Annotated in this window: 24 protein-coding genes; 10 read left to right on the top strand and 14 right to left on the bottom strand. The window is 68.8% G+C overall.

The features are described 5' to 3' along the window. Nucleotides 1–167 precede the first annotated feature (167 nt). The 4 genes from ACIA5H_RS12275 to ACIA5H_RS12260 are packed head-to-tail and all read left to right on the top strand — an operon-like array spanning nucleotide 168 to nucleotide 3,889. Nucleotides 168–2,510 (top strand): nitrate- and nitrite sensing domain-containing protein, encoded by a 2,343-nt coding sequence (locus ACIA5H_RS12275; RefSeq protein WP_397075850.1) that lies wholly within the window; start codon nucleotides 168–170, stop codon nucleotides 2,508–2,510. 2 nt (nucleotides 2,511–2,512) lie between these two features. After that, nucleotides 2,513–2,926 (top strand): roadblock/LC7 domain-containing protein, encoded by a 414-nt coding sequence (locus tag ACIA5H_RS12270; RefSeq protein ID WP_355073958.1) that lies wholly within the window; start codon nucleotides 2,513–2,515, stop codon nucleotides 2,924–2,926. Between the two features lie 8 nt (nucleotides 2,927–2,934). Continuing rightward, nucleotides 2,935–3,309: a DUF742 domain-containing protein gene (locus ACIA5H_RS12265; RefSeq protein WP_356964326.1), complete on the top strand. Its 375-nt coding sequence runs from the start codon at nucleotides 2,935–2,937 to the stop codon at nucleotides 3,307–3,309. Continuing rightward, nucleotides 3,290–3,889, top strand: coding sequence for an ATP/GTP-binding protein (locus ACIA5H_RS12260; protein ID WP_355074427.1), 600 nt, complete (start codon nucleotides 3,290–3,292; stop codon nucleotides 3,887–3,889). The genes ACIA5H_RS12265 and ACIA5H_RS12260 overlap by 20 nt, the downstream gene beginning before the upstream one ends. Before the next feature lie 63 nt (nucleotides 3,890–3,952). Here the strand turns inward: ACIA5H_RS12260 and ACIA5H_RS12255 are convergent, their stop codons facing one another. The 3 genes from ACIA5H_RS12255 to ACIA5H_RS12245 are packed head-to-tail and all read right to left on the bottom strand — an operon-like array spanning nucleotide 3,953 to nucleotide 5,422. Then, the gene (locus ACIA5H_RS12255; protein WP_397075847.1) at nucleotides 3,953–4,450 is read right to left on the bottom strand and encodes a hypothetical protein; all 498 of its coding nucleotides are present in this window, start codon (nucleotides 4,448–4,450) and stop codon (nucleotides 3,953–3,955) included. A gap of 32 nt (nucleotides 4,451–4,482) precedes the next feature. Beyond that, on the bottom strand, nucleotides 4,483–4,896 hold the full coding sequence (locus tag ACIA5H_RS12250) for an NUDIX domain-containing protein (protein ID WP_355073963.1): 414 nt from the start codon (nucleotides 4,894–4,896) through the stop codon (nucleotides 4,483–4,485). 52 nt (nucleotides 4,897–4,948) lie between these two features. Beyond that, nucleotides 4,949–5,422 (bottom strand): winged helix-turn-helix transcriptional regulator, encoded by a 474-nt coding sequence (locus ACIA5H_RS12245; protein WP_379254434.1) that lies wholly within the window; start codon nucleotides 5,420–5,422, stop codon nucleotides 4,949–4,951. Nucleotides 5,423–5,476: 54 nt separating this feature from the next. Between ACIA5H_RS12245 and ACIA5H_RS12240 the strand changes: the two genes are divergently transcribed. Together ACIA5H_RS12240 and ACIA5H_RS12235 are read left to right on the top strand one after the other, a co-directional pair. After that, complete coding sequence (locus ACIA5H_RS12240; protein WP_397075844.1) at nucleotides 5,477–6,277, top strand: thioesterase family protein; 801 nt, start codon at nucleotides 5,477–5,479, stop codon at nucleotides 6,275–6,277. Between the two features lie 12 nt (nucleotides 6,278–6,289). Beyond that, nucleotides 6,290–7,717 (top strand): MFS transporter, encoded by a 1,428-nt coding sequence (locus ACIA5H_RS12235; RefSeq protein ID WP_397075842.1) that lies wholly within the window; start codon nucleotides 6,290–6,292, stop codon nucleotides 7,715–7,717. A gap of 339 nt (nucleotides 7,718–8,056) precedes the next feature. Here ACIA5H_RS12235 and ACIA5H_RS12230 read toward each other — a convergent pair whose 3' ends face one another. From ACIA5H_RS12230 to ACIA5H_RS12220, 3 genes are read right to left on the bottom strand one after another with little or no spacing between them, the layout of a single operon-like run. Further along, the gene (locus ACIA5H_RS12230) at nucleotides 8,057–9,166 is read right to left on the bottom strand and encodes a DNA glycosylase AlkZ-like family protein (protein ID WP_379254438.1); all 1,110 of its coding nucleotides are present in this window, start codon (nucleotides 9,164–9,166) and stop codon (nucleotides 8,057–8,059) included. Between the two features lie 18 nt (nucleotides 9,167–9,184). Next, nucleotides 9,185–10,135, bottom strand: coding sequence for a M56 family metallopeptidase (locus ACIA5H_RS12225; RefSeq protein ID WP_355073971.1), 951 nt, complete (start codon nucleotides 10,133–10,135; stop codon nucleotides 9,185–9,187). After that, nucleotides 10,132–10,512 carry a BlaI/MecI/CopY family transcriptional regulator gene (locus tag ACIA5H_RS12220; RefSeq protein ID WP_043691105.1) on the bottom strand — a complete coding sequence of 127 codons (381 nt, stop codon included), beginning with the start codon at nucleotides 10,510–10,512 and terminating at the stop codon, nucleotides 10,132–10,134. Before ACIA5H_RS12220 ends, ACIA5H_RS12225 begins: the two co-directional genes overlap by 4 nt. 129 nt (nucleotides 10,513–10,641) lie before the next feature. On the opposite strand from ACIA5H_RS12220, the gene dinB reads away from it, so the two are divergent. Continuing rightward, entirely contained in the window at nucleotides 10,642–11,883 is a 1,242-nt protein-coding gene (gene dinB, locus ACIA5H_RS12215; RefSeq protein ID WP_397075839.1) for a DNA polymerase IV, read from the top strand. Between the two features lie 7 nt (nucleotides 11,884–11,890). Here dinB and ACIA5H_RS12210 read toward each other — a convergent pair whose 3' ends face one another. Genes ACIA5H_RS12210 through ACIA5H_RS12190 form a run of 5 tightly spaced genes read right to left on the bottom strand, consistent with a single transcriptional unit; the run spans nucleotide 11,891 to nucleotide 16,762 of the window. Continuing rightward, nucleotides 11,891–12,769 carry a phosphoribulokinase gene (locus ACIA5H_RS12210; RefSeq protein WP_355073975.1) on the bottom strand — a complete coding sequence of 293 codons (879 nt, stop codon included), beginning with the start codon at nucleotides 12,767–12,769 and terminating at the stop codon, nucleotides 11,891–11,893. 11 nt (nucleotides 12,770–12,780) lie between these two features. Next, nucleotides 12,781–13,857 carry a class 1 fructose-bisphosphatase gene (locus ACIA5H_RS12205; RefSeq protein ID WP_355073977.1) on the bottom strand — a complete coding sequence of 359 codons (1,077 nt, stop codon included), beginning with the start codon at nucleotides 13,855–13,857 and terminating at the stop codon, nucleotides 12,781–12,783. A 24-nt stretch (nucleotides 13,858–13,881) separates the two neighbouring features. Next, nucleotides 13,882–14,886, bottom strand: coding sequence for an AAA family ATPase (locus ACIA5H_RS12200; protein ID WP_397075836.1), 1,005 nt, complete (start codon nucleotides 14,884–14,886; stop codon nucleotides 13,882–13,884). Continuing rightward, the gene (locus tag ACIA5H_RS12195) at nucleotides 14,876–15,298 is read right to left on the bottom strand and encodes a ribulose bisphosphate carboxylase small subunit (protein WP_397075834.1); all 423 of its coding nucleotides are present in this window, start codon (nucleotides 15,296–15,298) and stop codon (nucleotides 14,876–14,878) included. The genes ACIA5H_RS12200 and ACIA5H_RS12195 overlap by 11 nt, the downstream gene beginning before the upstream one ends. Before the next feature lie 21 nt (nucleotides 15,299–15,319). Further along, nucleotides 15,320–16,762, bottom strand: coding sequence for a form I ribulose bisphosphate carboxylase large subunit (locus tag ACIA5H_RS12190; RefSeq protein WP_355073982.1), 1,443 nt, complete (start codon nucleotides 16,760–16,762; stop codon nucleotides 15,320–15,322). 156 nt (nucleotides 16,763–16,918) lie between these two features. On the opposite strand from ACIA5H_RS12190, the gene ACIA5H_RS12185 reads away from it, so the two are divergent. Beyond that, nucleotides 16,919–17,782 (top strand): LysR family transcriptional regulator, encoded by an 864-nt coding sequence (locus tag ACIA5H_RS12185; protein ID WP_379254548.1) that lies wholly within the window; start codon nucleotides 16,919–16,921, stop codon nucleotides 17,780–17,782. 74 nt (nucleotides 17,783–17,856) lie between these two features. Next, the gene (locus ACIA5H_RS12180; RefSeq protein ID WP_397075831.1) at nucleotides 17,857–18,711 is read left to right on the top strand and encodes a class I SAM-dependent methyltransferase; all 855 of its coding nucleotides are present in this window, start codon (nucleotides 17,857–17,859) and stop codon (nucleotides 18,709–18,711) included. A 16-nt stretch (nucleotides 18,712–18,727) separates the two neighbouring features. Here ACIA5H_RS12180 and ACIA5H_RS12175 read toward each other — a convergent pair whose 3' ends face one another. The 3 genes from ACIA5H_RS12175 to ACIA5H_RS12165 are packed head-to-tail and all read right to left on the bottom strand — an operon-like array spanning nucleotide 18,728 to nucleotide 22,257. Then, a complete protein-coding gene (locus tag ACIA5H_RS12175; protein WP_397075829.1) occupies nucleotides 18,728–20,272 on the bottom strand; it encodes an FHA domain-containing protein in 1,545 nt (514 codons plus the stop codon). After that, nucleotides 20,269–20,712 carry a hypothetical protein gene (locus ACIA5H_RS12170; RefSeq protein WP_355073988.1) on the bottom strand — a complete coding sequence of 148 codons (444 nt, stop codon included), beginning with the start codon at nucleotides 20,710–20,712 and terminating at the stop codon, nucleotides 20,269–20,271. Before ACIA5H_RS12170 ends, ACIA5H_RS12175 begins: the two co-directional genes overlap by 4 nt. Before the next feature lie 3 nt (nucleotides 20,713–20,715). Continuing rightward, complete coding sequence (locus tag ACIA5H_RS12165) at nucleotides 20,716–22,257, bottom strand: hypothetical protein (RefSeq protein WP_397075826.1); 1,542 nt, start codon at nucleotides 22,255–22,257, stop codon at nucleotides 20,716–20,718. Nucleotides 22,258–22,398: 141 nt separating this feature from the next. Between ACIA5H_RS12165 and ACIA5H_RS12160 the strand changes: the two genes are divergently transcribed. Beyond that, complete coding sequence (locus tag ACIA5H_RS12160) at nucleotides 22,399–22,818, top strand: hypothetical protein (protein WP_355073991.1); 420 nt, start codon at nucleotides 22,399–22,401, stop codon at nucleotides 22,816–22,818. Nucleotides 22,819–23,246 lie beyond the last annotated feature (428 nt).

Raw genomic sequence — 23,246 nt, 5'->3', positions numbered from 1 at the left:
CCGCTCAGGTGAGCCGCGCCGGACGCCATCGCCTCCCAGTTATGTGCTCCGGCAATAATTTTCGGTAGAGCGCCGCCAGATCACGAGGACGCGTGTCACGTCAACTCGAGTCCCGCTCACCGGGACAGGACGCCCGGATCGCCGGGTTCGTGGATTACGTTGTGCCGATGTTCAGAGCGAGGCTCGGGGTCCGCACCCGGATTCTGGCGATCGCGCTCATTCCGAGCCTGACTCTGCTTGTCGTCGGCGTGGGCGCTGCGAGCTATCTGGTCGCGGAAGGAACCAAAGCCAAGGACTGGGCTGCCGAGAACCAGAAGGCCATTCCCTCGACCAGGGAATTGATGGAGGCGGTCCAGCAGGAACGCTACTTGACGCTCGCGCAGCTGAGCGGCGACCCCACGGCGGCGGTACCACTCGGCGCCGCGCGGATGCGACTGGACGGTGCGCTGCGCGGCTTGGTCCAGGCCTCCGAGGGCCTCCGCGACATCGACGACTCCAAGCTCGGCGACAACGTCGCCAACTTCACCACCCTCACGCAGAACATGACCGCCGTGCGTTCCGGCGTCGACGCCGCGGCGCTGCCGCCCTCGGACGCGTACATGTTCTTCAACCGCCTGCTCGACGTGATCTCCGTCGGCACCAAAGTCGCCGAGCAGACCGCCCCGTACACCGAAATCGGCGTGCGGATCGCCACCGGCATGCGCCTGTTCAACGCTACCGAGGCGATGGCGCGCAGCAACGCGCTCGGCGGCCTGTACGTCGACGGCGCCACCGCGCCACCGGCCATTCCCGCCGAGGAGTACGTCCGTCAGATCGGCTTCTACCACACCGAGATCGCCGCGCTCAGCGCCGAACTGCAGGGCGCCGAACAGCACCAACTGCAGACGCTGACCGCGAGCCCGGCCTGGCAGCAGCTCACCGCGATGGAGAACGCCATCGCCCAGCGCGCCGTGACTCCTGCCGCGCCGACCGGCTCGAGCACATCCGGCAGCGGTACGCGTTCATCGACTCCGCCGCCGCTGCCACTGAACACGCAGGAATGGCGCAGCGCCGCCGCCGAGGTCAACCGCGGCCTGATGGATGCCTGGACCGGGCACAACCGGGCATCGCAGAAACTCGCGGAGGACAAGGCGGCCGCGGCGGCGGCCAGATCCGCGTTCGCGGGCGGCGGCGTGCTGGTGGTCAGCGTGCTGGCGTTTCTCATCGCCGTGGTGATCGCCAATCGGGTCATCCGCCGGTTGAAGCGGCTGCGCGGTCAAACGCTGGCCCTGGCCGATGAGCGGCTGCCGGAGATGATGCGCAGGCTGCGCGACGGAGAGACCGTCGATCCCGCGGTCGAATCCCCGAATCTGGACTACGGCAGCGACGAGATCGGCCAGGTGGCCAAGGCTTTCCAGCACGCGCATTCCGCGGCCGTCTCCGCGGCGGTCGCCGAATCTCGTACCAGGGAGGGCGTCAAAGCGGTGTTCCTGAACATCGCGCACCGCAGCCAGATCGTCGTGCACCGGCAACTGGAGATCCTCGACGAAGCCGAGCAGCGGCAGGAGGACCCGATCCTGCTCGACACCTTGTTCCGCCTCGATCATCTCGCGACCAGGGAGCGGCGCAACGCCGAGAACCTCACCATCCTCGGCGGCGGCAAGCCGGGCAGGCAGTGGCGCAACCCCGTGCCGCTGGTCGACTTGGTGCGCAGCGCCGTCGGTGAGACCCTCGACTACGCGCGGGTCCGGGTGGCGCGGCTGCCCGAGGTCCGCGTGCTCGGTACGGTGGTCGCCGACCTCATTCACCTGCTCGCGGAGCTGGTGGACAACGCGACCTCCTTCTCCCCGCCGCAGTCGCGGGTAGAGGTGACCGGCAACGTGGTCGGCAAGGGCGTAGTGGTCGAGATCGGCGACCAGGGCATGGGCATGTCCGAAGCCGAACTGACCAAGATGAACGAGATGCTGCGCAACCCGCCGGATTTCGGCGTGGCGGCGCTGTCGGCGGACTCCCGGCTCGGGCTGTTCGTGGTCGCGCAGCTGGCTACGCGCCACGGCATCGCGGTGCGGCTGTCGGACTCCGACTACGGCGGTATCAAGGCCATCGTTCTCATTCCGACCGCGCTGATCGCGACGGATTCCGTCGCACCGCAGACACCGGCGGAACTCACCGATCCCGGCAGCCGACGCAAACTCGTCGCCGGTGCCGCGGTCGCGGCGGATACCGGGACGTTCGCGCAGGCGGCATCGCCGGTGGCGACCCTTTCCGCCGAACCGGCCGCACCCCCGCGCTACGGACCGCGCCCGTATACCGAGGCGCCGACGCAGGCGGGTCCGGACGGCCGTCCGGCGTTGCCTCGCCGGAGCCGACAGACCAACCTCGCACCGCAATTGGTGCAGCCGGTCCAGGAGCAGGCCGCACCCGCGCAGCCGCCCCGCTCCGCCGAGCAAGCCCGCGATCTGATGTCCGCCATCGAGAACGGGACCAGGCAGGGCCGTCGCGCTGCCATCTCCGACGAACAGGAAGGCTAGGTGTGTCCGCTTCTCCCGCAGGTGATCTCAATTGGCTGCTCGACGATCTCGTCGACCGGCTGGCCGGCGTGCGCCACGCGGTGGTGCTGTCCACCGACGGGCTGCTGCTGGGCCGCTCCAGCGGAATGAACCGCGAGGACGCCGAACACTTCGGTGCGATGTCCTCGGCGCTCTACGGGCTGGCGCGCAGCGCGGGCAACCGATTCGACGGCGGCGGGGTCCGCCAGGCGGTCATCGAACTGGACCGCGCGGTGCTGTTCGTGACCTCCGCGGGCGACAACGCCTGCCTGGCACTGCAGGCCGCCGAATCGGCCAATCTCGGCATGGTGGCCTACGAGATGAACCTCACCGTCCAGCGCGTAGGCAACTACCTGTCCACAACTCCGCGCCAAGACCTCGTCGGACATGTCGAATAGCGACCGCCATGACCAATCCGCGTGAGCCCTGGTTCGACGAGGCGGCCGGTCCGCTGGTGCGTCCCTACGCGCTCACGCGCGGGCGCACCAGCGGCGCCGGACCCGAACTGGATATGCTCACCACCGTGGTCGCGGACACCTCCGCGGCCGCACTGCGACGCAGTGAACCCGAGTACGCCGAAATCCTTCGCCTGTCCCGGGTCTCGCAGACCGTCGCCGAACTCTCCGCACAGTTGCGTTTGCCGCTGGCGGTGACGAAGATCCTCGTCGGTGACCTGATCGGCGACGGGCAACTGATCTTCCGCGCTCCCGTTCCGACGGAGGCCGGACCCGATGACCTCAACATATTGCGAGCGGTACTGGATGGAATCCGAAAACTTTGACCCGAGCGGCACACCGCAACTGGCCGCCTCGGTCAAGATCCTCGTCGCCGGCGGGTTCGGCGTCGGCAAGACCACGATGGTCTCCGCGATCAGCGAAGTCGCGCCACTGCGCACCGAAGAACTGATCACCGAGGTGAGCACCGGCATCGACGATCTGTCGGGCGTCGAGCAGAAGTCCACGACCACGGTCGCCTTGGACTTCGGCAGGCTCACCATCGACCGTGAGCTGGTGCTCTACCTGTTCGGCACGCCCGGCCAGGATCGGTTCTGGTTCCTGTGGGACGAACTCGCGCGCGGCGCGCTCGGCGCGGTCGTGCTGGCCGACACCCGCAGACTGGGCAACTCCTTCGCCGCCGTGGACTTCTTCGAGCGGCGTGGTCTGCCGTTCATGGTGGGCGTCAACTGCTTCGACGGCGCACCGCGATACACCATCGACGAAGTGCGTGACGCCCTCGACCTCGACACGGTGACCCCCGTCATGCTCTGCGACGCCCGCGACCGCAGCTCTTGCAAAGACGTCCTGCTCACCCTCGTCGAGCATCTGATCCAGCGGGCACAGCGCGCACACGCCACCACCTGATCGCGCCGCGTGTTCACACGCGGTGCACTCCCTAGGCGACTGAAAACCCCGAGAGTTCCGGGCTCACACCTGCCGCAGCCAGGCGACGAACAGCAGCGCGCCACCGGCGACGAGCACGACCGCCGCCGGAGCGGGCCACCGCGGCCCGTTCCGGCCGAGCAAACCGCGGGTCAGCCGCAATTGGAACGTGCCGAGTCCGGCCAGGGCCAGCAACCACACCGGCAGCAACCCGACACCGAGCGCCGCGTGCACCGCCCACGCCCCCGCCAATGTCGGGCCACCCCAGGAATCTTCGAGATCATCACTCGCGACGAGCGGATAGCAGACTCCGCGGAACGCGCCCAGGGCCGCGAGGAACGCCAGGAACCACGTCACCAGGCCCACCCCACCACTGAGCACCGAGTGCGACACCGACCGGAGAGCCGAGAATTTATGCGGCAGAACGGATTCGCCGAGCATTCGCCGCGGCACGCGCAATCGGGTGGGAATTCGCCGCGCCGCCAGGGGCAGCGCCCGGAGTGCGTAGGCTGCGTAGCGCAGAAGCGGCCGAAACCAGGACATATCGCCGACGGTAGCGCTGTTCGGCCCGCGGTTCACCGCAGCAGACCCGCGTGCACCAGATCGTCGAACAGCAGCTGATCAACGGGGGGTACGAGGGCGCGATCGGCATAGGAGAACCACGCGACCTCTTCGATCTCACTGCTGGCGGCCAGCGTTCCACGATAATCCGCGGTGTAGCAACTCATCCGCACCAGCGCGCCGTCCGTCGGGCCGTGCACCGCCTCGTAGGTGCCGACATGCGCTGCGGTCTCCGGCAGCAGGGCGACGGTGAGTTCCTCCTCGATCTCGCGCAGCAGTGTCTGCAGGTCGGTTTCAGCGCCCTCGCGCTTGCCGCCCGGGATGTAGAAGACGCCTTTGCCGCGCGGTCTGGCGCAGAGAATGCGTCCTTCCTCGATGCGCACCCACGCCACCGTGTCGATCAGTTGCCGCACTCGCCCGTCCGCCACCGCCGCAGCCTATCGCCGCGCGGCGGTGAACGCGGAACCGGCCGCACCCGCCTCAGCGCGATGGCAGGAGGGAAGGATCCTTGGCGCCGGGGCCGAGAACGGGGCGCAGGTCGCGTGGGGCGATGTGCTCACCACACTCGGAGCACACCGGTTCGACGGTCGCGAGGTTCCCGCACGCGGTGTGTACGGTCTGCACCGGCGGGCCGTCCGGGGCGGCCCATTCGTCGCCCCACTGACGCATCGCGGTGACGACAAGCCACAGCGAACGGCCTTTCGGGGTGAGCCGGTAGTCGTAGCGAACCGGATTGTCCTGGTATGGCTCTCTGGTCAGTACCCCATGCTCGATCAGATGCTCGAGACGCTGGGTGAGCACGTTGCGGGCGATGCCGAGACGGGCGTGGAAGTCGTCGAAGCGCGTCACGCCGAACAGAGCGTCACGCACGATCAGCAGCGTCCACCACTCTCCGACCACCTCGAGGCACTGGGCCAGCGAGCAGTTCATGTCCTCGAAGCTCGTCCTGCGCATATCCGTCAGCATAGTCGGTTGCTTCATAGAACTCACTCGCTTATGGTGCGTTGCATGAAACAACTCACTAAGCGGACGCTCGCCGAGGAGTTCGCGCTCACCGAGACCGGCACCGCTGGGTGGCAGGCGCGCGTCGACCGGTCCTGGCGCGGCTGGACCGGCCCGCACGGCGGCGTGATCGCGGCACTGCTCATCGAGGTGGCTCGCGCGGCCGCCGCGGAACCGCTGCCGGTGCGGGCCGTGGACCTCCGGTTCCTGGGCCGCCCCACGGACGAAGTGCTCACCTTCCACGCGACCGCACGCGCCGTCGGCCGCAGCACCGTCGTGGTGGAGGTGGGCGCCGACCAGGACGGCAGCCCGGTCGCCGGGGCGTCCGTCACGTTCGGTCGCGCCATGGCATCGGGCGTCGCGGATTACGCAGGCGCGCCCGCGCCGCGAGTGCCCGATCCCGATTCCTGTGCGCACTTCGCCCTCCCGCCCGAAATCGTTCCCGCGGGCGCTCATTTCGACATCCGTCCGGCAGCCGGGCCGCTGCCGCTGACCGGTGCGGACGAACCGATGATGTGCGCGTGGATCGAACTCGTCCCCGAGTTGCCCACCGATGCCGCGGCCCTCGCGATCCTCGCCGATGCCCTGCCGCCCGCCGTCTTTCCCACACTGCGCGCGCCCGTCGCGATTCCCACCGTGGCGTTGTCGATGCACCTGCACGACGTGCCGACCGAGGGCTCGCCGGTGCTGGTGCGCACGGTGAACTCCTCGACCGGCGGCGGCTGGTCGGTGGACGACACCTCGATCTGGGATCGAAGCGGCCTGCTGCTCGCCTCGGCCCGCCAGACCCGCCGCGTGCTCGGCTGAACGGAGACGATCGTGCATTCTCCATCCACGCCGCCCAACCGGGCCACCGACTACCGGGTCGTGCTCGCCGTCGTCTCCCTCGGCGTCCTGCTGTCGAGCCTGGACCTGTTCATCGTCAACGTCGCCCTGCCGGACATGGCCGCCGACCTCGGCGGAGCGCAGATCTCGGGACTGTCCTGGGTACTCAACGCCTACGCGATCGTGTTCGCCGCGCTGCTGGTCCCGGCGGGACGACTGGGCGACCGTCGCAGCATCCGGACCACCTTCCTGCTCGGGCTGGTGATCTTCGTCGTCGGATCGGCACTGTGCGCCACCGCCTGGGACGTCGGGTCGCTGGTGTTGTTCCGCGTGCTCCAGGCAGTCGGCGGCGCGCTGCTGACACCCGCCTCGCTCGGCTTGGTGCTCGCGGCCAGCCCGCCATCGCGCCGCGCCGCCGCCGTGCGGCTGTGGGTCGCCTTCGGCGGGCTCGGCGCGGCGCTCGGCCCGGTCCTCGGCGGCCTTCTCGTCGAATTCGGCTGGCGCTGGGTATTTCTGGTGAATGTGCCGATCGGTCTGGCCGCCGTGGTGGTCGGACTGCGGACGCTGCCCGATCCCGAGGGCGACGGCGGGCGGCTGCCCGACCTGCTTGGTGCGGCGTTGCTGGTCGGAGCCATCGCGAGCCTGGTGCTCGGCCTGGTCAAGGGCGAAGGCTGGGGCTGGTCGTCGGCGCGGGTGCTGGTCGCGTTCGCGCTGGCGGCGATCCTGACGGTGGCGTTCGTCGTCTCCTCGGCCCGGCACCACAGCCCGGTGGTGGATCCGGCGCTGCTGCGCGCGCCCAACTTCGCCTGGATGACCGGCAACGCGGTGTTGTTCAACGTGGCCTTCGGCGCGATGCTGCTGTCGGTAGTGCTGTGGGCGCAGAACGTCTGGGATTGGTCGGCGTTGCGCACCGGACTGGCCATCGCGCCGGGCCCGCTGATGGTGCCGGTGGTCGCCGCCCTGGCGGGACGGCTGATCGGCCGGATCGGGGCCGGGCCGGTCATCGCCGCTGGCGGGATCGTGTTCGGCACGGGCATGCTGTGGTGGGCGCGGGCGGTCACCCTGACGCCCGACTATGTCGGTGGCCTGCTCGGCGGCATGGTGGTCAGCGGCATCGGCGTCGGCCTCACCCTGCCGACCGCCTTCGCCGCGGGCACCGGCGGACTGCCGCCGCAGCGGTTCGCCACCGGATCGGCCGTGCTGAGCATGGCGCGCCAGCTCGGTCTCGCCGTCGGCGTCGCGGGCCTGGTCGCGGTGCTCGGCTCACCTACAAGCCCGGAGGCGACACTCGACGCGTTCCGGCACGGGTGGTACGCGACGGCCGTTGTCGCGGTCCTCGCGGGTTTGGTCGGCGCGACCGCGCGTATGCCGAAACCTACTGTCGCACAGCCAGAATCGGCTATCGAGTCGGCCGTCGCCTGATCCGGATCCAAGCCCATGGCCCGTGCGTGACACTCCGCTCGACAGCGCTGATTCGAAAGCGCGGGTCGCGCCGCCAATTGCTCGGCGATCCGCGGCCGCAATTTCCGGATCCATCGCGGCGCTGTCCGTAGTGGCTGTCATCGGCCGCACACTTGGTCGATCCCTGGTCGACGTCCGAACAGCACCGGACGCCGACCAGGGTCCCACGCGACGGGCAGTTCAGCGGCTGGGCGCTGAAATCGCCGGACCACGAGCGGCAGAATCGGCATCAGTAGCCCGTTTCGGTCGGCAGTGCGTCCTCGACAGCCTGCAACACCCTTATGCCACAGCGTGGCAACGCTACGCGACTCGCACCGTGAGGCTCTCGCGCCCGGCCGCAAGCGCCACGTGGGCGACGGCCGCTTCCAGGCCCCGCGCAGGCAACGGCGCACCGTCGAACATGGTGATCTCGACGGCGTCCTCGGCGAGCTCCCAGACACCCGCGATGCGCCCACCCACCACGACGATCGGTGAGATCCAGCCCGCGGCGCGGCTCACCTTCGCACGGTGCGCGGCAGGCAGCAGCTCGGTGTCACCGGTGCCCGGTCCCAGCACGTATTGATCGAAGGCGCCGAGCAGGTGCACCGGCGCACTCGGCGCGGCGGCGGCCAGTGCGTCGACCTGGTCGGTCGGCAGGAAGGCGCGGCGGCCCTCCACGTCGATCTCGGTGATCAGGTCGCCCAACTCGGCGAACCAGCGGCGCACCGTGGTCTTGCGCAGGCTGTTGCGGCTGAGCCAGGCGTCGAAGGTCTCCGGCGTCGCCGGGCCGTGGGCGCCGAGATAGCCGAGGATCGCCACCCGCGCCGCGGCGTCGAGATCGGGCAGGCCGGGCCAGTCGCGCACCAGGTGCGCGGGACTGGTGAACGTCACTTTGGTGCCTCGTACCGGGCCGTGACACAGCACGCCCTGCCAGGCCAGCGGTTTGAGCAGCGCACCCCAACCGGATCGCAGTTCCTCCCCCAGCCGATGGAATTCCGGTGCGGACACCAGGGCTTCGACCAACTCCTCCCGGGTGAGCACCGCGGCGTCGAGTACCTGCGCGACCGCCTCGGTCAGTGCCGCCACCTCCGTGGGCGAAGCGCCGAAGTTCTTCTGCCACGAGGGTTTCTCCCAGGTGCGCGCGGAACCGATGAGCGCGAGAACGGCGGCGGCCTGTTCTGAAGGCAGCGCGTGCAGCGTGCCGCGCATCGCCCAGGTCTTCATCAGCGCGCCCTCGTCGAGCGCGCGCACCAGCGCGCCGGATTCGGGCTTCGTGCTGCGCAGTGCGACCGCCAGTTCGGCCGCCGAGGTGACCTGAGCCTGGACACCGCACAGACGCCCGGCCACCGCTACCGCACCTTCGTCGGTCCGGGACAAGACATAGTGCCGGTCCAGCCGCCAGGCGAAAACCTGATCCCAGGTGGCCCGCATTCGCGCTCCTTCTCGTGCTCAGTTCAGCATCGTGCCCGCGCAGGCGACCAGCGCGGCGGCCAGCGCCGACCCGGCGACCGTCATCGCGATCACGCCGAGCAAAGCGGTGCGGGTGGTGGCGCGCCGAATCGCGCCGACCGGGTCGGCCAGCCGTTCGGCGCGGGCCAGTACCGCCGTGCCCGCCGCGGCCAGCGCACCCGGCGGCGCGGGCTCGACGATGCCGACGATCGCCAGCAGCCCGCCCAGCAGCGGCAGCGAACCGTGCTCGTCGGCGGCCTTGTCGTCGGCGCACATCTCCAGCAGACGGGCGATCTCGGCCGCACCACCGGTGAACAACCGCAAGCCGGGCAGTGTGGTGGCCACCCCGCGCAGCACCGCGGTCAACGCCGCGTGCCTGCCGGACAGGTGCGCGCGTTCGTGCGCGAGTACCGCGGCGAGTTGATCCTCGTCCAGCGCCGCCAGCGCGGCGGTGGTGACCACGATGGTGTCGGGTCGTCCCGGCACGCAATACACCTGCCGCTCCGGTGAGTCGAGCACGACCGCCCCGATTCCCGGCACCGGCCTGCCGACCAGACGGACCGCCCGCGCGTGGACGCTGGTGCGCCTGCGCATGTCCAGCACGACTCCCACGGCGCGCGCCACCAGCGCGACGGTTCCGGTGGACACCAGTGCCGCCACCGCGAACGTGGCCGCACGGCCGGCCGCGGCGCCGTGCGCATCCACCGGAGCCCACAGGAACGAGGCGCACGCGTGCAACGCGTCCTTCGGATGTCCCCAGTAGGTGGCGAACTCGACGGTCAGCACCGCCGCCGCGACCCCCCATGCGCTCAGCGCGCCGATGATCGCGACAACCCAGGCGATCACACCCAGCCGCGGCGCGATCCCGCGATGGGTCAGTCTGCGCAGCACGGGCGGACCGAAGGCCGCCACGACGCCGCCGTACAACGTCAGAGCCAGGGCCAGGCTCACGGCACTTCTGGTGACTTACGCGCCGCGAGTCTGCGTAGCGCGGCACGCAGCCCAGCCGACTCCTCGGCGCTGATCCGATCGACGAAATGGCTGAGCACCAGATCCGAGCGTCCGCCGGAACCCAGCGCCTCCAGCATGAGCCGGGCGCTGTGTTCTTCCCTGGTGAGCGTCGGCCAATATCGATAGGCCTTGCCCGCGCGTTCGCGCGCCAGCCACCCCTTGCGATGCAGGTTGTCCATGGTCGACATCACCGTCGTATACGCGATGTCGCGCTGAGCCGACAGTTCGTCGAAGATCTCACGCACCGTTGTGTCCTCTGCGTCCTGATCCCAGATGCGGTCCATGATCACCGCCTCCAGATCCCCGAATCCACGCACCGTACCGACTCCCTCATCCGAGCTGTGCCCCGTCGTGGGAACAGGTTACCGGTTTGGGTGGGTTACTACGGAGGCAACCAGTAGATCCGTCCGCTCCGACCACACCCTGTCGGGGCCATATGCGAACATATGTTCGTGTCCGACGCGCCCGTCTCCCGATCCGGCAGGCCCCGGATTCTCGCGCGGCCGGAGGCATCGATCCTGCATGCCGACCTCGACTCCTTCTATGCCTCGGTCGAGCAGCGGGACGACCCGTGGCTGCGCGGCAAACCGGTGATCGTCGGCGGCGGCGTCGTCCTGGCTGCCAGCTACGAAGCGAAGGCGTTCGGAGTGCGCACCCCGATGAACGGCGGACAGGCGCGCCGGTTGTGCCCGCACGCGATCGTGGTGCCGCCGCGCATGTCCGCCTACGCCGAGGCGAGCAGAGCCGTCTTCGAGATCTTCCGCGACACCACACCCGTGGTCGAGGGCGTCTCGATCGACGAGGCCTTTCTCGACGTCGGCGGACTGCGCCGGATCGCGGGCGAGCCCGTCGCCATCGCGACGCGGCTGCGTGCGGAAGTCCGCGACCGGGTCGGCCTGCCCATCTCGGTGGGCATCGCTCGCACCAAGTTCCTCGCCAAGGTGGCCAGCGCCGTCGCCAAACCCGACGGATTACGGCTGGTGCCGCCGGACGGCGAACTGGACTTCCTGCATCCGCTGCCGGTCGAAAGGCTCTGGGGTGTAGGCGATGTCACCGCGCACACGTTGCACGAGCACGGCATCACGCGGGTGGGCCAACTGGCCGAACTCGGCGAGCGCCCGCTGCGGGCGATCCTCGGTCCCGCCGCGGCACGCCACCTCTACGCCTTGTCCTGGGCGCGTGACCCGCGCCGGGTCGAGACCGGCCGGCGGCGGCGCTCGATCGGCGCCCAGCGTGCCCTCGGCCGCAAGCACCGGCCGCCGGACGAGATCGAGGCCTACCTGCACGGGCTCGCCGATCGGCTCGGCCGTCGCCTACGCGCCGCCGACCGGGTGTGCCGAACCGTGGTGCTACGCCTGCGTTTCGACGATTTCACCCGGGCCACCCGCTCGCATACTCTCGCCGGGGCCACCGACCACACCGAGACGATCCTGAGCGCGGCCCGCACCCTGCTCGCCGGGGCGATGCCGGTCATCCAGGAACGCGGCCTCACCCTGATCGGTCTCGCGCTGACCAACCTCGACGACGCCGACTCCGTCCAGCTCACCCTGCCCTTCGAAGCCCGTGCCACCAACAGCCTCGACACCACCCTCGACGACTTGCGCAAGCGCTTCGGCTCCGCCGCCGTCACCCGCGCCGCCCTCCTCACCCGCGGCGAGGGCCTCTCGGTTCCCCTTCTCCCCGACTAGCCACGCCTCAGTACGAGCGTTTCGGCCGCTTGTCCATCAACCGCAGGATCAGCGGCGTGAAGATCAGCTGCATGGCCAGCTCCATCTTCCCGCCGGGCACCACGATGCAATTCGTCCGCGACATGAACGAGTCGTGCAGCATCGACAGCAGATAGGGGAAGTCGATCACCTTCGGGTCCGCGAACCGGATCACCACGAAACTCTCGTCCGCCGTCGGAATGGTGCGCGCGATGAACGGATTGGACGTGTCCACGGTCGGCACCCGCTGGAAGTTGACGTAGGTGCGGGAGAATTGCGGGCAGATGTAGGTGACGTAGTCCGGCATCCGCCGCAGGATCGTGTCGATCACGGCCTCGCTGGAGTACCCGCGCTCGGTCTTGTCCCGGATCACCTTCTGAATCCACTCCAGATTGATGATCGGCACGACGCCGACCAGCAGATCGGTGTATCGCGCCACATCCACGGTGGAGGTGACCGCCGCGCCGTGCAGGCCCTCGTAGAACAGCAGGTCGCTGCCCGGCGTCAGCTCCTCCCACGGCGTGAAGGTGCCCGGCGGCTGGCCGTAGGGCTTCGCCTCGGCCTCGTCGTGCAGGTACCGGCGCACCGTTCCGACCCCGGTCTCGCCGTAGTCGCGAAACAGCGTCTCCAGCTCCTTCAGCAGGTTGGCCTCCTCCCCGAAATGCGAGAACCGCAGATTGCGGCTCTGCTCGGCCTCGGCCATGGCCAGTTTCATCTCGTTGCGGTCGTAACGGTGGAACGCGTCGCCCTCGACGATGGCCGCGTTGATCTCTTCGCGGCGGAAGATCTCCTGGAAGGTCCGCGTCACGCTGGAGGTCCCCGCCCCGGAGGACCCGGTGATGGCGACGACCGGGTGCTTGACCGACATGGTTCTCCTCTTCAGCGCTGGGCCGGACGAAACAGCGACCGCCTGCCGAACAGCGAGCTGTCGAAGCTGGGGCCCTCGTCCGGTTCGCGGTGATACCGCTCGATGCGCTCGACTTCGTTGCGGGAGCCGAAGATCAGCGGCACCCGCTGATGGACGTCGCCGGGCGTCACTTCCAGCACTCGCTCGCTGCCGGTGGTCGCCGAGCCCCCGGCCTGTTCGACGATGAACGCGATCGGATTGGCGCCATAGAGCAATGCCACCCTTCCCGGACGCGTGGGCGGGCGGGTGTCGCGGGGGTACAGGTACACCCCGCCTCGGGTCAGGATGTGAAAGGTGTCGGCGACCAGCGAGGCCACCCAGCGCATATTGAAATCCCGCTCGCGGGGGCCGTCGACGCCGTCGAGGCACTCGTGCACGTAGCGGCGCACCGGTCGTTCCCAGAACCGCTCATTCGCCGCGTTGATCGCGAATCCAGAGGTGTCCTCGGGGATGCGCATCCGCGGGTGGGTCAGCACGAACGCGCCGATCTCCCGGTCCAGGGTGAACCCGTCGACCCCGCTGCCGGTCGTCAGCACCAGCATGGTCGCGGGCCCGTACAGGGTGAACCCCGCGCACACCTGCTCGACGCCGGGCTGCAGGAAGTCGGCCGCCGCAGGGCCCGGGCCCTGCGCGGGCGCGCGCAGCACGCTGAAGATGGTGCCCACCGGCAGGTTGACGTCGATGTTCGACGAACCGTCCAGCGGATCGAAGGCCAGCAGGTACTTCCCGCGCCGATGGGTGGCGGGCACCGGATGGATCTCGCTGATCTGTTCGGACAGCAACGCCGAAAGGTGTCCGGTCCATTGAGTTTCGGCGACGATGATGTCGTTGGTGATCGCGTCCAGTTTGCGATGCACCGTCGGCGGCAGATTGTCCGGCTCGGACGCACCGATCGAGCCGACGATCGCGCCCCTGGTGACCTGATTGGCGACGATCTTCGTCGCGGTCGCGATCACGTTCACCAGCGCGGAGAACTCACCGGACGATCCGGGATGCCGATGCTCCTGTTCGATGGTGAAGCGGGTGAGGGTCTTCAGTCCTTCTGGCATAACGCCTCGATCTCGTCACCGGGGTCACACGGTCGGCTCGCCGGCGGGCTCGGGGTCGGTGAACACGCTGCTGCCGTAGACATCCCGGTCGGTCAGCGTGATCAAATCGGTCTTGGTCAGCGGTCTGCGCAGTTCCACGAGACGCTTGGCCTGCCGCAACCGGCAACGGTCGAGCGCGTTGCGGACGCTGCGCGCGTTGGAGAAGCGCGGGCGGGCCATCCGGTGTTCCAGGTACTCCCCGAAAGCGGTGCGCGCCGCGTCGTCGAAGTGGAAGTTCTCCGCCGCCACCATGAGCTCGGCGATTCCCAGCAGCTCCGCGTGCGTGTAGTCGGCGAACTCCAGGTGGTGGGCCACCCGCGAGGACAGGCCCGGATTGGCGGAGAAGAAGCGGTCCATCCGGTCGGGGTAGCCCGCGAAGATCACCACCAGGCTGGCGCGTTCGTTCTCCATCTCCTGCAACAGGATCTCGATCACCTCCTGCCCGTAGTCGCGTTCGTTCTCCGGCCGGAACAGGTAGTAGGCCTCGTCGATGAACAGCACCCCGCCGGCCGCCTTGGCCAGCGCCTCTTTGGTTTTCGGTGCGGTGTGCCCGATGAACTGACCAACGAGATCGTCGCGGGTGACCGTGTGCACTTTCGGTTTGCGGATGTAGCCCAGGGCGTGCAGCATCTGCGCCATCCGCAATGCCACCGTGGTCTTGCCCGTGCCGGGACCGCCGGTGAAGCTCATGTGCATGGTCGGCCGCGAGGAGGTCAGTCCGAAACGCTGCCGGGCACGGTCGATCAACAGCAGCGCCGCGATCTCGCGGACCCGCCGCTTCACCGGAGCCAGCCCGATCAACTCCGCGTCCAGCCTGCGCAACGTTTCCTCGACGTCGTGACCCGCGATGTCGCTCGACAAGTCCAGCACCGCGTCCTCGGCCAGGATTTCCGACTCTTCCGGATCGGGCGACGCCGTCCGCACCGCGCCGGGGACATCTGCCCCCGGCCGGTGCAGACGGAATCCGGAGCCGTTGCGCTCAGCCGCCATACCGCTCTCCCGGCCGGACGGTCGTGGCATACGAATGCAGGCCGTATGTCTGCATCCGGTCGGGACCCTCGGTGCGGGTGAGCGCGAAACCCGGCTCGTCGGGCGGTCGTTGCACCAGGAAACTCAGCGCCGTCGTCTGCCTGGTGTAGCGGGCGTCGTAGGCGAGCACCCGCACGTAGTGCCGGGGGAAAGTCGCCCGGCACGCGTCGATCTCGGCCAGTACGCCGTCGGGCTCGTCCAAGTCGAACAGCGGCAGCCCCCACATCTCCCAATAGGCATTACGCGGGTGCGGATCGTCGGTGTACTCGATGGATACCGGCCAGCTGTTGAGCAACGCGTAGCGCACTTGGGCGGCGATCTGCTCGTCGGTCAGCGGTGGCAGGTAGCAGAATGTTCCGTGCCTCAGATACATCGGCTCGTCCTTCCTGGATTGTCAGCGGCTGGCCGTCGGCACGGCGTCCGGCGCGTCGGTGGAGGTGTAGTCGAAGGTGACATCGCCCCAGGTCGCAAGCGCGACATCGAGCGGACGGCAGATCTCGGCCGCCTTCCTGAGCACATCGGGGCCTTCCTTCAACAGGTCGCGGCCTTCGTTGCGGGCCTGCACGACCGCCTCCAGCGCGACCCGGTTCGCCTCCGCGCCCGCGGCGATGCCGAGCGGATGCCCGATCGTGCCGCCGCCGAACTGCAGCACCACGTCGTCACCGAACAGGTCGAGCAACTGATGCATCTGCCCGGCATGGATGCCGCCGGAAGCCACCGGCATCACACCGGGCAGGCTCGCCCAGTACTGGTCGAAGAAGATCCCGTTGGCCGGCTCGGTCCGGATGTGGTTCTCCCGCAGCGTGTCGTAGAACCCCTTGGTCGTCGCCGGGTCGCCCTCCAGTTTCCCGACCACGGTGCCCGCGTGCAGATGGTCGACGCCGATCAGCCTGCACCACTTGGCCAGCACCCGGAAGCTGACGCCGTGCGTCTTCTGCCGGGTGTAGGTGGAATGCCCCGCGCGATGCAGATGCAGCAGCACCCCGTTGCGGCGCGCCCAATGCGACATCGACTGCATCGCGGTGAAGCCGACGGTGAGATCCATCATGATGACGACGCTGCCGAGTTCCTTGGCGAACTCCGCGCGCTCGTACATCTGCTCCATCGACGCCGCGGTCACATTCAGGTAATGGCCTTTGATTTCGCCGGTCTCCGCCATCGCGCGGTTGACGCCCTCCATCGCGAACAGGTACCGGTCGCGCCAGCGCATGAACGGCTGCGAGTTGATGTTCTCGTCGTCCTTGGTGAAATCCAGGCCGCCTTTGCATGCCTCGTAGATGACGCGTCCATAATTGCGGGCGGATAGCCCGAGTTTCGGTTTCACCGTCGCGCCGAGCAGCGGCCTGCCGTATTTGTTGAGATATTCGCGTTCCATCACCGTGCCGTGCGGCGGCCCTTGGAACGTCTTGACGTACGCCACCGGAATACGCATGTCCTCCAGCCGCAGCGCCAGCAGCGGCTTGAACCCGAACACGTTGCCGATGATCGAGGAGGTCAGGTTGGTGATCGATCCCTCCTCGAACAAGTCGAGATCGTAAGCGATATAGGCGAAGTACTCCCCCGGCCGCCCGGGGACCTCGTCGATGCGGTAACACTTCGCCTGGTAGCGCGAGTGGGCGGTGAGCCGGTCGGTCCACACCACCGTCCAGGTCGCCGTGGAGGATTCACCCGCCACCGCGGCCGCCGCCTCGATCGGATCGACACCGCGCTGCGGAGTCACCCGGAACACGGCGAGCACGTCGGTATCCGACGGCTGGTAGTCGGGCGCGTAATACCCCATCGACGCATAGGATTGGACACCCGGATCCCAGCGGTCGCGTTCGGTTTCTTCGGCCATCGTTCCTCCTGCTGTGCCACTGCGGGACACCCGCACCCGGGCGAACGGGCGTGCCTTGGGATTTCCAGGATGACGGGCCGGATACCGACAAACAATTTGATTGTTTCTCGCGATACTCAACGTATTCGTTGAGTTTGTTACCGTTCTCCGGTGGGTATGGTGAGCGCGGCTCGGATGGAAACCTTCCTGGCCGTCGCCCGCCACGGCAGCATCCGCCGCGCCGCGGCGCAGTTGCACATCACCGAGGCCGCCGTCTCCGCGGCCGTCGCGCACATCGAGAAACAGCTGGGGGCAAAGCTCATCGCGAAGTCCGGGCGCGGCATCGCGCTCACCGAGTCCGGGCGCGTCTACGCCGAGTACTGCCGCGGCATCCTCGGGTTGATGAAGGAGGCGCAGGCGGCCGTGCGCCGCGCCGAGACCGGGCGGCTGCGAATCGGCGTGGTCGCCACCGCGGGCGAGTACGTCCTGCTGCGGCCGCTCGCCTCGTTCCGCCGCCGGTTCCCCGACATCGAACTGAGCCTGTCGGTGCATCCGCGCGACGCACTGTTCCTCGAATTGCAGCACCACGAAACGGATCTCGTCATCGCGGGCCGCCCGCCACGCGACACCGGGCTGGTGGTGCGCGCCCGGCGGCCCAGCCGCCTGGTCGTGGTCGGCCTGCCGGAACTCGACCCGCTGCGCACCACCTGGCTGCTGCGCGGGCGCGGCTCCGGCACCCGCGAGGCCACCCTCGCCTTGCTCGACCAACTCCGGATCGAACCGCCCGTGCTCACTCTCGGCTCCCACGGCGCCGTCCTCGCCGCCGCGCGAGAAGGACTCGGCGTGACGCTGATCCACAGCGACGCCATCTCCCAGGACCTGGAGAACGGCGCGCTGCGCGTCCTCCCGGTCGAGGGCACCCCGCTGGATCGTCCCTGGCATGCCATCACCACCCGCACACCGACGCCGACCACCCGCCTGTTCCTCGCCCATCTGCTCGACCCCACGGAGGTCGGCTCCGACGCCTTCCACCCGCATTGAGGCCCGCGACCTGCGCGAACCGGCACCACAGCCGCCGCGGAAACCGACTGGACGGATATGACAGACTGACTCGCATGACCCGAGGGGATGTTCCGTCCAACGTCTCGGACACCGCGCGCTGGGTCGCGGCCTACCGGGCACGCGAGACGATCCGCCCGGACGCGCTGTTCCAGGATCCGCTCGCCGACCGGCTGGCCGGCGAACGCGGCCACGCCATCGCCGACAACGCGCCTAGGGTGATGCGCCACGGGTGGCCGATCGTCACCCGGACCAAACTGATCGATGACCTCATAGCCACAGCGATCGGCGAGGGCTGCGACCGCGTCCTCAACCTCGCCGCCGGTCTGGACACTCGCCCCTATCGGCTCGATCTGCCCGACGAGTTGCTCTGGATCGAAGCCGACCTACCCGAGATCGTCGCCGAGAAGGACAGCGCCCTCGCCGGCGAGACGCCGCACTGCGTGCTCATCCGCCGCGCGGTCGACCTCGCCGACCCGGACGCGCGGACGAAGTTCCTCGACGAGGCGCTCGGCGCGATCGGCCCGAACGCCACCGGCGCGTCCAAGGCCCTGGTGCTCACCGAGGGGCTGCTGATGTACCTCGACCCGCCGACGGTCACCGATCTCGCGACCGCACTGGCCCGCCCCGAGATCGCCTGGTGGCTGCTGGATCTGAGTCTGGGCATGCGCAAGATGCGCTCCGGCGACACCTTCGCCAACGCGCCGATGCAGTTCGAACCCGCCAACGGCGTCCGCTTCTTCGAAGACCTCGGCTGGCAGCCGATCGAACTGGAAAGCCTGCTGCTGCACGCCCGCAAGTTCCACCGCGCGCCTTGGTACCTACGTCCCTTCACCTATCTCCCCCAGCCCGACCCCCGCAAACCCATGCGCACCCCGTGGTCGGGCATCATCCGTTTCCGCCACACCTGAGCGACGCCGCCCGCGGCTACAGCTGGCCGTGCTGGGAGTCGAAGGTGAGCACACGGCCGCCCAGTTGGATCTGGGCTCCGGGTGTGAGGGCGATCGGCTGGCCGGGGACCGCTCGGACCCAGTCCTGGCGTCCGGGATGACGGATGTGGGTGCCGTTGGTGGAACCGCCGTCCACGACCGTGACATCCCAGTCGACGAGGCGGATCTCCACGTGCGCCCGCGACATTCCGCCCGAGCTGTCCTCCAGCCGCACCGGGCGCGCACCACGCGCGACCGCGTCCGAATGCTCCGGTTCGCGGCCGAGAACGCAGTCGCTGTCCAGGACGAACGACGTGCCGTCGTCCAGTAGCAGCACACCGAGCGGTGGGCGCACCCCTTCGCTGAGCACGCAGGTGAGCTGATCCATCCGGATCCCGCAGACCGCGCAGAACGACACCCGAGGATCGTTGTGATGATGCCGGGCGCATTGGAAACCCGGCACGATCACGCGATGTCCCAGCGCGTTCGAGCCGGTCGACCCGAGCGCGTCGGCGACGACGCCGGTCGAGGGAACCATCGTCTCGGCGAGATTCGCGTCGTTGGCGATCGCGTGATCCCGATCGGTGCGGTGCGCGGGCCGAGCCGGGCTCTGGTCCGGCGCCGGTGGTACGGGCTGCGCCGCCGGAGGCGTCACGCCTTCGCGTGGTGTGGCCCGCCGCGCCGGCGGTTGGAGATCGACTTCCGTCGCGGCATCGCCGGACTCCTCGCCCTTCCGCAGGCTCGGCGCCCGCCGTGGTTGCGCTTCGGACGCCCCGGAACCCGCCTGCCCGCCCGGCCGGTGTGGTTGCGGCATCGCCTGCGGTCCGGCGGTGCGACTCGGTTGCGGCATCTGATCCGGCATCGGCGGCCGATCCTCGACGCGATGCGGTTCGGCCGCCGGTCGTGGCGCGACGTGCGGCGGCTCCGGCCGGGGCTCGACGGAAGATGGCGGCGCGGATCCGGCGTCCGGTCGCCGCGGGGACTCGGCGTCACCGTGGCTGTCCGGCTCATCACCGAGCGCGCCCGACCACAGCACCGCGCCGGACCCTGGCGCGGCGCCCGCATCCAGCGACAGAATCCCCCGCCCCGGTAGCGATTCCGCGGTCCAGCCCGCCTCGTCCACGAACAACCCGGCGCCGCTGCCGGGTGCGGGCGTCACCATGCGGTCGACGGTGAATCCGGCGTCCCGGCCGCGCAGCACCTCCGTGTGGCCCGGACCGGCGAGCACCGCGGTGACCCCACCGTGCAGGAACACCGCGAGACCTTGGTCCACCGGCGTGATCACCCCGAATTCGACTTCGTCCTCCTCGCCGTTGGACAGGCCCATCAACCAGGTCGTGGCCAGTCGCGCCACCGCGCGCCCGCTGCGGCGCCGGTCGCGCGCGACGGCTTCGCGCACGATGTCCAGCAGCGCCGTCATCGTGCGGGCAGCGACCGTGTCCGCCGTGAGGAGCCCGTCGCCCCGGTGCGCGACGACCACGACTGCGCCATTCGCGCTCGCCACCAGGTGGGCGCCGGGCAACACCTCGATCTGCGCGCTCACAGGAACCGGCCGCCTTGGAAGCGCCACCGATGGAAGACCACCCGCATCGGCCCGTTCACGATGAGCCAGAAGGCGATCCATGTGACGACGAACTGGATGAGGAAGGCAGCGAGCGGCGGACGCAGATGCTCGGGCAGCACCACCGTGGTGTAGCGCACGAGCACCCAGATCAGCGCTCCCTCGTTGAGGATGGTGATCAGACCGAACAAGGTCGGCCAGTCCTTCTCCCAGCGGAACTGTTGGAGCAGGTGGTAGAGCAGTTCCCAGAGCACACCGACCAGAACGGTCGCCAGCAGCACCGACAACGTCACCCGGTACGCCTGACCGATGCTCGAGGACCCGGTCGGCAGGAACGGGGTGATGAGCAGCGCGACGACGAAGCCGATCACGCTCAGCGCGAGCAGACGGGTCTGGATTCGCCCGTTCAAGGTAGGAAGCATCGCTCAGATCTTCTCGTTCGTAACCCACAGCCACCATTGCCGCGTCGAGCGCAGCGGCCCCATCCTGCGGCAGAACCCGACCGCGGCCAGGTCGTCGGCGATCTCCTGCGCGGCGATCTGCAAGCCGAGGAAGGTGTCCACCCCGGCGAACGGCCCGCCGAGCGTCGCGCTGCCGGAGGCGTATATCCGTCCTGTGCCGCTGCGGGTGCCGATCAGCTCGAAAGTCGTGTCCACGTCCAGCCGACCGAGCGGATTACGGCCCGCGCCGGTGTGGTCGAGCAGGTCTGCCAACAGCCGGTGCTCCCGGACGTCGGCTTCCAACCCCGTGCAGTCGATGATGTAGTCGACGGTCGTGTCGAACGGTTGCGTCGGCGGCGGAAAAGGCAAGGGCGCGCTGGAATCCGGAAGAATCGTGGCGACCACGCCTTGCCGTCCAGCGGCAGGACGCGGAGCGCGCATCGTGCCGGCCATCACCTGGTACCACCCCTCCCGGCGGCCACGGCGCAACTGTTCCTGCCAGTTGTCGCGGATGGGGGTGTTGGTGCCGGAGATCTCCTTGTACGCGCGCGCCCGTTCCTCGCCTTGCAGTCGTCGCACCTTCTGCTTGAGCTGACCGCCCCACACCGACTTCGGATAGTTGAAACCCTGGTAGGCCCATCCGTCGCCGCCCTTGCGCCTGCTGAAGATGTTCTTGCCGTGCGAGCCGGCGATATAGGTGCGGAACAGGTGCAGGATCCGGGTGTCTAGCCGGTACTTGTCCCGATCGTCGATGAGCCGTTGCAGGACACGGCTGGCCACGATCCCGCTGCCGCGGATCAGCACCGTGCCGGGCCGCCGCTGGAGCGCCTGATAGACGTGCTCGTGCGGCTCGTAGGCATTGACCACACGGGTGGGATCACGATGGGTCTCGCGATACTCCTGCAGATCCGGCAGCAGCTTCAGCCCCGGATAGCCGACGGCGACATGGACGTACGTGCTGCGGAAAGCGACCCGCTTGGTCGGTGCCGAACCCGCGGGCGGGGTGAGGATGGTGAAGTATCCGCCGCCGTGGCGCTTGCGGACCATGCGCACGTGCCCGCGGTGCAACGAGCGGGCATAGCCGATGCGGTGGAACTCCCGCTCCATGGAGGCGAACGCCTGGCCCGCACGCGGGGTGTAGTAGTTGGCGAAGATCGGCTCGACGAAGACGTTCCACAGCGGCTTGATCGACTTGTCCGCGATCGCCTCCCGCACCGCGTAGGACGGAAAGCCCCAGATGTTGTCCGGCGTGGAGGCCGAGTCGCTGCGCAGGCGTTCGCCACGGGGGATCTGCGACACCCTGGTGAGGTACTCGTAGGAGGTCCACGGGTGCTCCTGCGGACCGAGCACCGCCATCGCTTCAGCGGGCACGCCGAAGATCCGGAGCGTGTCGTAGGTGACGAACGATCCGATCCCGCTGCCGATGGTCACGAACGGTACGTCGAACACCGGAATCCCGGCGCTGCCGAGCATTTCATCGGTCCATACGTCGGTGTCGACGAGGGCCTGCGTGATATCTCCCCGCATTGGCCGGACTTTACCGGCAGATCCTTATCAACTGCTTGCCATCGGCTTTCGCCGGACGACCGCACTGGTGACGCGCCGCGCACGACGCGTGCGAACCATCTGCGCCGAACCTGCCACGCGGTACGCCCTCGCGGACGTACCATGCCGTTCGTGGCCGATTCCACTCGTTCCACCCCACTGCGGGTCCTCGTGTACAGCAACGACGCCGACACCAGGCGCCAGGTGATCCAGGCCTTGGGCAAGCGTCCGAGCGCGGAGCTACCGGAGTTCGAGTACCTGGAGGTCGCCACCGCTCCCGTGGTGATCGCGCAGCTGGACGCCGGTGGCATCGACTTGGCCGTGCTCGACGGCGAGGCCGCCCCCGTCGGCGGGCTCGGCATCGCGAAGCAGTTGAAGGACGAAGTCGATCCGTGCCCGCCGCTGCTGGTGCTCACCGGCAGGGCCGACGACGCATGGCTTGCCAGCTGGTCGCGCGCGGAGGCAGCCGTGGCGCATCCCATCGATCCGCTCCGCCTCACCGAGGCCGTCGTGGCTCTGCTGCGCAGCCGCTCGGCGGCCTGATCCCGCCAGTTATTCATAGCGATCATGAATTAATCCACCCGGGCGCTCCACCGCGCCAGGACCGCCGGTAACGACCCTCGACCGCGCCGCCCCTCGGCGCCGTTGTTCGCCGCGCAGTTTGCCGCCTTTTCCGACTGCGAACCCGCTCGGGACCACATTTGACGTCGCCGTACCCGACACCTCAACGTTTCCAACTGACCGTTCACCCAACGGTGCGGACCCTTCGCGCGGATTACCACCGTTTCGGTCATAAATGCTTGTACTGAATTCGATCAAACGCCGTCGCCAAACGCGGTGCGGGCCGCCGGTTCAGTTGTAGGCTGTGCCCTACCTCACACGGAGACGGATCCGGTCATGACCGTCCCCGGGTGGAGCCGAGGGGCGAGTCTGGCCGAGGCGGACAACGACGTCAGCCCGCCTCGGACGCT

The organism is Nocardia sp. NPDC051900, from assembly GCF_044452545.1.
Classification (GTDB): Bacteria; Actinomycetota; Actinomycetes; order Mycobacteriales; family Mycobacteriaceae; genus Nocardia; species Nocardia sichangensis.
This window is presented reverse-complemented; position numbering and strand designations above follow the sequence as displayed.

Bases quoted from the DNA above. Each gene is read 5' to 3' on its own strand.
- ACIA5H_RS12275 (WP_397075850.1), top strand. From the start codon at position 168: ATGTTCAGAGCGAGGCTCGGGGTCCGCACCCGGATTCTGGCGATCGCG.
- ACIA5H_RS12265 (WP_356964326.1), top strand. From the start codon at position 2,935: ATGACCAATCCGCGTGAGCCCTGGTTCGACGAGGCGGCCGGTCCGCTG.
- ACIA5H_RS12260 (WP_355074427.1), top strand. From the start codon at position 3,290: ATGGAATCCGAAAACTTTGACCCGAGCGGCACACCGCAACTGGCCGCC.
- ACIA5H_RS12255 (WP_397075847.1), bottom strand. From the start codon at position 4,450: ATGTCCTGGTTTCGGCCGCTTCTGCGCTACGCAGCCTACGCACTCCGG.
- ACIA5H_RS12245 (WP_379254434.1), bottom strand. From the start codon at position 5,422: ATGCGCAGGACGAGCTTCGAGGACATGAACTGCTCGCTGGCCCAGTGC.
- ACIA5H_RS12240 (WP_397075844.1), top strand. From the start codon at position 5,477: ATGAAACAACTCACTAAGCGGACGCTCGCCGAGGAGTTCGCGCTCACC.
- ACIA5H_RS12230 (WP_379254438.1), bottom strand. From the start codon at position 9,166: ATGCGGGCCACCTGGGATCAGGTTTTCGCCTGGCGGCTGGACCGGCAC.
- dinB (WP_397075839.1), top strand. From the start codon at position 10,642: ATGTTCGTGTCCGACGCGCCCGTCTCCCGATCCGGCAGGCCCCGGATT.
- ACIA5H_RS12210 (WP_355073975.1), bottom strand. From the start codon at position 12,769: ATGTCGGTCAAGCACCCGGTCGTCGCCATCACCGGGTCCTCCGGGGCG.
- ACIA5H_RS12205 (WP_355073977.1), bottom strand. From the start codon at position 13,857: ATGCCAGAAGGACTGAAGACCCTCACCCGCTTCACCATCGAACAGGAG.
- ACIA5H_RS12200 (WP_397075836.1), bottom strand. From the start codon at position 14,886: ATGGCGGCTGAGCGCAACGGCTCCGGATTCCGTCTGCACCGGCCGGGG.
- ACIA5H_RS12195 (WP_397075834.1), bottom strand. From the start codon at position 15,298: ATGTATCTGAGGCACGGAACATTCTGCTACCTGCCACCGCTGACCGAC.
- ACIA5H_RS12190 (WP_355073982.1), bottom strand. From the start codon at position 16,762: ATGGCCGAAGAAACCGAACGCGACCGCTGGGATCCGGGTGTCCAATCC.
- ACIA5H_RS12185 (WP_379254548.1), top strand. From the start codon at position 16,919: ATGGTGAGCGCGGCTCGGATGGAAACCTTCCTGGCCGTCGCCCGCCAC.
- ACIA5H_RS12180 (WP_397075831.1), top strand. From the start codon at position 17,857: ATGACCCGAGGGGATGTTCCGTCCAACGTCTCGGACACCGCGCGCTGG.
- ACIA5H_RS12170 (WP_355073988.1), bottom strand. From the start codon at position 20,712: ATGCTTCCTACCTTGAACGGGCGAATCCAGACCCGTCTGCTCGCGCTG.
- ACIA5H_RS12165 (WP_397075826.1), bottom strand. From the start codon at position 22,257: ATGCGGGGAGATATCACGCAGGCCCTCGTCGACACCGACGTATGGACC.
- ACIA5H_RS12160 (WP_355073991.1), top strand. From the start codon at position 22,399: ATGCCGTTCGTGGCCGATTCCACTCGTTCCACCCCACTGCGGGTCCTC.